The organism is Longicatena sp. 210702-DFI.1.196 (assembly GCF_020563125.1).
GTDB lineage: Bacteria > Bacillota_I > Bacilli_A > Erysipelotrichales > Erysipelotrichaceae > Longicatena > Longicatena caecimuris.
In genome coordinates this window covers 227,698-235,669 of the sequence record NZ_JAJCPX010000001.1, presented here as the reverse complement: position 1 = coordinate 235,669, position 7,972 = coordinate 227,698, and the positions used below count along the sequence as shown (strand labels likewise).

At 37.5% G+C, this 7,972-nt stretch carries 8 protein-coding genes; all 8 read right to left on the bottom strand.

Annotated elements, in window-relative coordinates; genetic code table 11:
* Positions 1 to 102: 102 nt before the first annotated feature.
* Entirely contained in the window at positions 103 to 1,170 is a 1,068-nt protein-coding gene (locus LI241_RS01175; protein WP_008688923.1) for a branched-chain amino acid aminotransferase, read from the bottom strand.
* A gap of 234 nt (positions 1,171 to 1,404) precedes the next feature.
* Positions 1,405 to 1,839, bottom strand: coding sequence for a chemotaxis protein CheW (locus LI241_RS01170; RefSeq protein ID WP_008688925.1), 435 nt, complete (start codon positions 1,837 to 1,839; stop codon positions 1,405 to 1,407).
* 1 nt (position 1,840) lies between these two features.
* Positions 1,841 to 3,841 carry a chemotaxis protein CheA gene (locus LI241_RS01165; RefSeq protein ID WP_008688926.1) on the bottom strand — a complete coding sequence of 667 codons (2,001 nt, stop codon included), beginning with the start codon at positions 3,839 to 3,841 and terminating at the stop codon, positions 1,841 to 1,843.
* Positions 3,838 to 4,773, bottom strand: a complete 936-nt coding sequence (locus LI241_RS01160) for a diguanylate cyclase domain-containing protein (protein ID WP_008688928.1) — start codon at positions 4,771 to 4,773, stop codon at positions 3,838 to 3,840. The genes LI241_RS01165 and LI241_RS01160 overlap by 4 nt, the downstream gene beginning before the upstream one ends.
* Positions 4,774 to 4,785: 12 nt before the next feature.
* Positions 4,786 to 5,259 carry a chemotaxis protein CheD gene (locus LI241_RS01155; RefSeq protein WP_008688929.1) on the bottom strand — a complete coding sequence of 158 codons (474 nt, stop codon included), beginning with the start codon at positions 5,257 to 5,259 and terminating at the stop codon, positions 4,786 to 4,788.
* A complete protein-coding gene (locus LI241_RS01150) occupies positions 5,259 to 5,876 on the bottom strand; it encodes a chemotaxis protein CheC (protein ID WP_008688931.1) in 618 nt (205 codons plus the stop codon). The genes LI241_RS01155 and LI241_RS01150 overlap by 1 nt, the downstream gene beginning before the upstream one ends.
* A 6-nt stretch (positions 5,877 to 5,882) precedes the next feature.
* Entirely contained in the window at positions 5,883 to 6,260 is a 378-nt protein-coding gene (locus tag LI241_RS01145) for a response regulator (RefSeq protein ID WP_008688932.1), read from the bottom strand.
* A gap of 28 nt (positions 6,261 to 6,288) precedes the next feature.
* Positions 6,289 to 7,968 (bottom strand): methyl-accepting chemotaxis protein, encoded by a 1,680-nt coding sequence (locus LI241_RS01140; protein ID WP_008688935.1) that lies wholly within the window; start codon positions 7,966 to 7,968, stop codon positions 6,289 to 6,291.
* Positions 7,969 to 7,972: the final 4 nt, after the last annotated feature.

Below are 7,972 nucleotides of genomic sequence, written 5' to 3'. Positions count from 1 at the left end.
TCGATAACTACGCCCCGAGGGATTTTCACCCTAGATATGTGGCATGCCCGCCACAAAAAAAAAAAAAAAACGGTCAAAACCGTTTTTTTATTCGCTTAATGTTTATTTAACAATACGTGTCCAACCATACGTATCTTTTACATTTCCCCATTGAATACCTGTCAAGGTGTCGTATAATTTCTGAGTCAGTTCCCCCGTTTTAAAATCATTGATTGTTACGGTCTCACCCTTATAATAAAGTTCTCCTACTGGTGAAATAACAGCAGCCGTTCCTGTACCAAACGCTTCCTCTAGCTTACCCTTTCTTCCCGCTTCCATTAACTCATCAATAGATAAGTGACGCTCTTCTACTTCATATCCCCAATCTTTTAAGATATGTAAAATAGAATCACGTGTAACTCCCGGCAATACTGTTCCATCACATGGTGCGGTAATGATCTTATTATCAATTTTGAACATGACATTCATGGTTCCAACTTCTTCCACATATTTACGTTCTACACCATCTAGCCACAATACCTGTGTATAGCCTAATTTTTCTGCTTTTACCTGTGCTGCAATACTAGCGGCATAATTACCTCCACATTTTGTAAAGCCTGTGCCTCCCTTAGTTGCTCGCACATATTCATCTTCTACATAGATTTTTACCGGATTTACACCTTCCGGATAATAAGCACCTACTGGTGATAAAATAATCACAAACTTATAGGCACTGCTTGGATGCACACCAACAGCTGCTTCTGTAGCAAACATGAATGGACGGATATATAATGAGGTTCCCTCTGCAGTAGGAATCCAATCTACTTCATGAGCTACTAATTTTTCAATCGCCTCGACAAACATTTCTTCCGGTAGAATTTCCATGCATAAACGACGATTTGAGTTCGCAAAACGTCGTGCATTCATTTCCGGGCGAAATAAAAGTACGTTTCCATCCTTACTTTTATAAGCTTTCAAACCTTCAAAAGTTTCCTGTGCATAATGTAAAACCAGAGTTGCCGGATCCAAACAAATAGGCGCATAGGGTTCTATTTTAGCATTGTGCCAACCTTTATTTACTGTCCAATCCATTGTGAACATATAATCCGTAAAGTATTTACCAAAGCCAAGGTTTTGATCCCAAGCGGGTTTTTCCTTTAATGTTTTTGCCTGTACGTATTCAATTTCCATAATGACTGCCTCCCTTATATGATTATGTTTAGGTTACACCTATTTTGGGAATCCGTCAACCACCTTTTCATCGTTTTCATAAAATATAATCATTTTTTACATATCTTTTTCATTTATCATCATATTATTGTTCCTGATACGTATTAGAAACTTTTTATGTTCTGCCTTCTTCCTACATATGACTACCATCCATTCAAAAAAACAGACATCTTCATATGGATGTCTGCATGACTATCACCATGGATAAGCCGTATGGCGAAAACGTTCTAATAAAAAAGCAAATAATTTTTCTGTCGAAATAATCAATTGCATGCGATCATGCCACTTAAAAATCTGCTTGATTGCTATATCACTGTCTGCTAAAGCCTTAGGAACCTCCATAGCTTCACCATCTTCAAACAAATAGGGTATGGTATGCACATTCACAAAATAATAATGCTGTTTTGTTTCTACCATGATCATACAGCTAAGCGATGTATCAACCGGTACTTCCAATATATCATATAAATCAAGAACTGGATAACTTCTTCCCTGATAATGGGTCATGCCACAAACTCCTTGTGGTGCACAAGGCAATGGTGTAATCACACCATCTTGTAATATTTCAATAATATTGTCTGAGGCTATGCCATAATGTGTCTCTTGAATATCAAAACCGATATATTGCATATTATTCCCTGCCTTTCCAAGCATTTTTTAATAAAGTTTCCGCACGAAGATCATAACAAATATGTCCATCTCCTAACAAACTATAGCCACTGATACCTGTATGCTGCTGATACGTATCTTGTAATACGCCTGGAAGTGGCTTATCGACGATATTTCGCGTTTCGATGACTTCATCAACGGCCAATACCGCCTTCATCCCTTGACTATTTAAGATGATAAGGGTCTTATTCTTACGCTCTTGCATGGTTTTATCCCCCACTTGTTGATAAAGTTCATCAAGAAATAATACAGGCAGACTCATCTCCTTATAACGATAATACACATGTTGGCCTTGTACGCTAAAAACATTAGTATCCCAAGGACAGAAATGTTCAATCGCATGAATAGGAATTGCATAAACAATCGTATGACAGCGAATGATCAGTGCCGGTATGATGGAAAGTGTCAAAGGCAGATAAAGGATAAAAGATGTTCCTTTCCCTGCTTCACTTTGTATTGCTAATCGACCGTTACTGGAATTAATCATCTGTTTCACCACATCCAAACCTACACCGCGGCCACTGATTTCACTGATTTCTTCTTTTGTTGAAAAGCCTGGCATCAATAGAAACTGATATAATTCCTGATCACTTATTTGTGCATCTTTTGCTAATAATCCCTTTGCTATCGCTTTTTCGCGTATCCTTTGAGCATTTAATCCTCGCCCATCATCTTTTACCTGAATTTTTACTTCACCATTGCTTTGCTCAACGTTCAAGATAATTTCGCACTGCGACGATTTCTTATTGCGTAAACGCTCTTCTTTACTTTCCAGACCATGGTCAACCGCATTGCGTAATAAATGCATCAACGGTTCAAAAAGACGATAAACAATTTCTTTATCAAATTCCGTATCTTCTCCTTCAACCTTAAATACCACATCTTTTCCCTCTTTCACCGCCACATCGTGTACCACACGTGATAATTTAGGTACTAAAATAGCCATTGGGACAAGCCGTATAGACATAACGACCTCTTCTAAATGATCATATAACTTATCAAAGGTTTGTTTATAAAAATCTACCATAGCATCATTACCAGTTGTCTGCATATACACTTTTAAAGTTTCTCTAGCAATCATCATTTCACCAATCAGATTTTGTAATTCGTCTAATTTATCGGTTCTTACAGATAAAAATGTTTCTTTCTGTTCTTTTAATGTACCAACTTTTTTATTCATCTTTTTCTCATCATGAGCAAATGGAGTGTCTTTTAATGCTTTCTGCTTACAACTTTGAACAAATAAAGCATTCTGTGCCACCTTCATCGCCTGTTCAGGATGGTCGCTTGTAATTGCCAGATAAAATCCATGTTGTTGGATATAAGATGCCGCATCCTTATTGTTTTCTAATTCTTCAGGATATGTATGCAATTGTTGACATAGTGGTTTTAATTGTAAGACCATCATATAGGCTCTTACATTTTCCATCATACAACCTTCTTCGTATAAAAGATGTAAATAAAACGTATTCGCACCGACCGCTTTTTCAGGTTCAGGGATTGGCTTTTGTATTTGTTTAGGTATCTTACTAGTCTCTGCATCTTCTTTATGTTGCAGTGCATTCATCAGCTCTTCAATACGCTTGATAAAAAAAGATGGATCCGCTGGTTGATAAGATTCCTGCTTCATGATATCCAATTGCTGATGCATAAAATCAGATACATCATACAAAAGGGTGAATAATGTATCTTCATGAGACTGTAGGCGTTGTGGATCATCACGTAAAATGCCAAACACATCTTCTAAACGATGCATACAATTGGCAATCTCAGTCAAATTCATCATCGCAGATGAGCTTTTCGTCGTATGCATGACACGAAAAATGGCATGTATGTCCTCTTTCGTTAATGCGTGATCTTGTTGATGTGTCAATAGGATACGATCCAGTTGTTCAAAAAGATCATTGGATTCATATATATATACATCCAGCATATCTAACAGACTGTCATCGAAAAAACTCATAATACTTCGCCTGCCTTCAGATCTTTCATATGCTCATAACAGATAAAACAATTTTTTCCATGACGTTTTCCATAATATAAAGCTTTATCTGCCATCTCAACGTTTTCTGAGAAGGTCAATGCATGATCATAACAGGTGATGCCTTGTGTGAGCGTACAGTGAAAATCTTCTCCATTACTATGAAAAGGAAGATGTTCTACAGCATAACGGATCTGTTCCGCCACCTCTGTACAGTCTTGTTGCGTTACACCTTTAAACACGATGAGGAATTCTTCACCGCCCCAGCGTATCACTTCCCATTTCGCAGCTGTTGCAGCAAGCGTACTGGCAATACCAATTAAAACCATATCGCCGATTTCATGACCGAAATAATCATTTACATATTTAAAATCATCAATATCGGCAATGATTAACATCATCGGAATATTGATATCCAATGTATTCTTTAATTTTTGATCGACATAATTGCGATTTAATAATCCGGTTAATGCATCGCGAAATGCCAAATTATGCAATACACTCGCCTTCTCTTCCATTTTCTGTAACTCATCTTCTTTATGTTTCGTACGCAACTGCGACATAATGCGAATCAGTAGCTCGTCGGCATCAAATGGTTTTTTGATATAATCGCTTGCCCCAAGGGTCATACCTGTCAATACCGCATCATGATCATCACGGGATGTTAAGAAGATAATTTTGGTATTTTGAGGTGCTCTTTTTTGAATCTCTTCATATAGCGTGAAGCCATTTGTATCCGGTAATTCTACATCCAGTAAAATGAGATCGGGTTGAAAATCCATGACTGTTTGCATCGCCTGTTTCCCATCATGGGCAATTTTTAATTCCATTGTTTCCGATTTTAAAATCCGTTCCACCTGACTGGTGATCATGATACTGTCATCAACTACCAGAATCTTCCCATTCTTTTCCATACGCGTTTCTCCTTATATTTCTATATTGATATTTCTTGCGGACTTCACTTTGACAAGGCCATCACTACAATAAAACCAGATAGAGCGACCATAGTTTTTTTCGACATCTTCCCCTTTGATAGGGATTGCTAAATTTTGTAAGATCTGGCGAACCGCATTCACATTGCGTTTGCCAATATTCGTACTGATTTCACTGGCGAACATACATGCTCCTCCTGCAACTTTCGCATACATGCGTGATCGCACTGCCCCTTTTATCTGCATCTTTGTACATAAAGCCGTAATCCCTGTATCCGCATAACGATAAACATCTGGCTTATCAGGTATTAACTTGCTATCCGGCAACAAGATATGAACCATACCACCGATTTTGGCGACAGGATCATATAAGCAAATACCCACACAGGAACCAAGTGCATAGGAAATTAAAACATCATCTTCTTTGCCTATCGCTGCAGCGCCAATTCCTATGACCTTCTTTTGCATTAGGAAACTCCCAATCTTTCCAACAAGTGTTCAATAGAGGAAAGCTCTGGTAGAAATAATACATGACTGACAAAATCACATGCATTAATACGGAAACAATTTTCAATAAACAATAGCTCATCGCCCATTTGTGCAAAATGTATCATTGGTACACTTAGCAAGGAGCCTGCCATGTCTGTGCATGAGGATGGAACCGATACATGTATCTGCATGCCTGTCATAGAAGCAATGGCATTTATATAAGAACAGCACATGATATTACCAATTTCACAAATAGCACTTTGTGACATTTCATCAGGTTCACGAAGATCAATCGTACTTTTACCTAATACACCTTCTAATAATTGACGGGTGAATGTCTCATTTAACAAAAACATAAAGATTCCATTCATATCACCACTTGTTTCAATTAAAATGCCTACCTTTACCGTCTGTGCGCCACCTAATAATTCCTGAGCATCCTGATAAGGAACAATACGTACAGCAGGTGTTTGTAAATGAATTGTCTGATGAATCATAGACGATAACGCGGTTAATGCGTTTCCTGTTCCGATATTACCAATTTCTTGCAAGGCATCGCGTGCCAGGGCATTAAGATCTGAATAATTTTTCAGCATACATCATCACACAGCTTCCTGCACGATCTTATGCACAACTTCAATAACATCATTTGCATTAAAAGGCTTAACGATAAAGCTGGTAGCGCCAATACGGATAGCTTCCACTACCATTGCTTCCTGAGCCATAGCCGAACACATGACAACCGGTAATTTCGCCTTTTTTTCTTTTATTATTTTTAATGCTTCGATACCTCCCATATTGGGCATCGTAATATCCATTAATACCAAATCAAACTCCTGTTCATCAATAAAAGTTATCGCCTCTACACCATCTTTGGCTTCTACGATATCATAGGTATAAGCCGTATCCTTCGTAAGGATGTTTTTCAACATGGTTCGCATAAATATAGCATCATCTACAATAAGTATTCTTTTTGTCATAAATTTTCTACCTTCCTTATCCATATTCTTATATTTCAAAATCATTAACTAATTCACGAAGCACCTGTGCCTGCGCTGCCAATTCTTCACTGGCTGCTGCACTTTCTTCTGATGTAGCTGAATTGCCTTGAACGATTTCAGATATTTGTTCAATACTTTGACGTACTTGGCTAATCGCCTTTGATTGTTGCACGCTGACATCACTGATACGCTCGACATTGGCCGTTACTTGTTGTGCATTTTCTACGACATTTTGTAATGTTATAGATGTTTTATCCATCATTTTACTACCGCTTTCGATCGATAGACTTGTCTTACGAATCAATTCACTGGTCAACTTACTAGCTTCTGTTGTTTTCGCTGAAAGATTACGAATTTCTGCCGCAACCACTGAGAAACCTTTCCCTGCTTCTCCTGCTCTGGCAGCCTCAACCGCAGCATTTAAAGCTAATAAATTGGTTTGGAATGCAATATCTTCAATTTCTTTTACGATCATTGTGATATTGCTGGAATTTTCATTAATTTCATGATTTGCCTTTAACATATTTTCCATTTGTTCATGACTTTCCATGATCTGATTCTTCAAATTATTCGCATATTCGCTAACAACGATAGCATCATCAGCATTGCTTTTTACACTTTGTGATAATTCATTGATATTGGCAGCCAATTCCTGAATAGAGCCTGCTTGATCACTGGCTCCTTGAGAAAGAATTTGTGCCCCATTCGATACTTGCTGAGCACCCCCAGATACTAATTCAGCACTGGTGCTGATTTTCATAATGGCATTGCTTAACAGCTCTGATATCTCATCCAAAGCCGTACCAAGTTCAATAAAGTTCCCTTTGAATTTAACATTACTGCGATAATTTAATTTGCCATTGCCCATCATTCGCATACTTTTGGCAATCTCATCACTATAATACGATAAAGTTTTCACTGTTTCTCGCATGCTGTCAGCCAATTCGCCAAGTTCATTTCCACTTTCATATTGTATCTCTGTTCTTAAATTGCCTTCTGATAATTCGCGTGCTGCTTTCTTTATTTCAATGATTGGATGGGAGATATTACGGTATACCCAAATCCACATGGCAATAAGGAAGATCACCATGATAACTGAAGTAAGAGCGATAAAGATCATCATTCTCGAAATGGTTGATTTTCCATCACTATAGGCTTGAGCAGCATCTTTTTTCACTTTCGCCTCTAAACTTGATAATTCATTTCGCATTTTTATGGAACTAGCTTCATATTTATTCTGATAAAGCTTCGATGCTTCATCATATTTTTCCTGTTCAATTAAATCTAAAACCTTATCTCGATTATTTTTTAATTCATTTAATGCCGATGTTAACTTACTGACTTCTGCATCCGATACTAAGGCATCATCCATCATGTCCATCTGCCCTAAATTTTCTTCAACAACCGTAACACTTTCCATAATTTCTTTCTTTAATGCGGCCTGTTCTTCTTTGTCGTGATATGCCAAAGATTTGGTTACGGCAAGCACCGTTTCCATATTCTTAATGCGGGTAGACATACTTGTCTTTACCACTTCAAATGATTTTTCATAAAAATCTGTATAATTATCGGAAATCGTTGCCGCACTATATAAAGCTGTAACAATAATACTCAAAAACATGATTACAGTGATACCAAATGTCAGAATCAGCTGTTTTGATATTTTCATACTTCTTAACTTTTGCATTTGT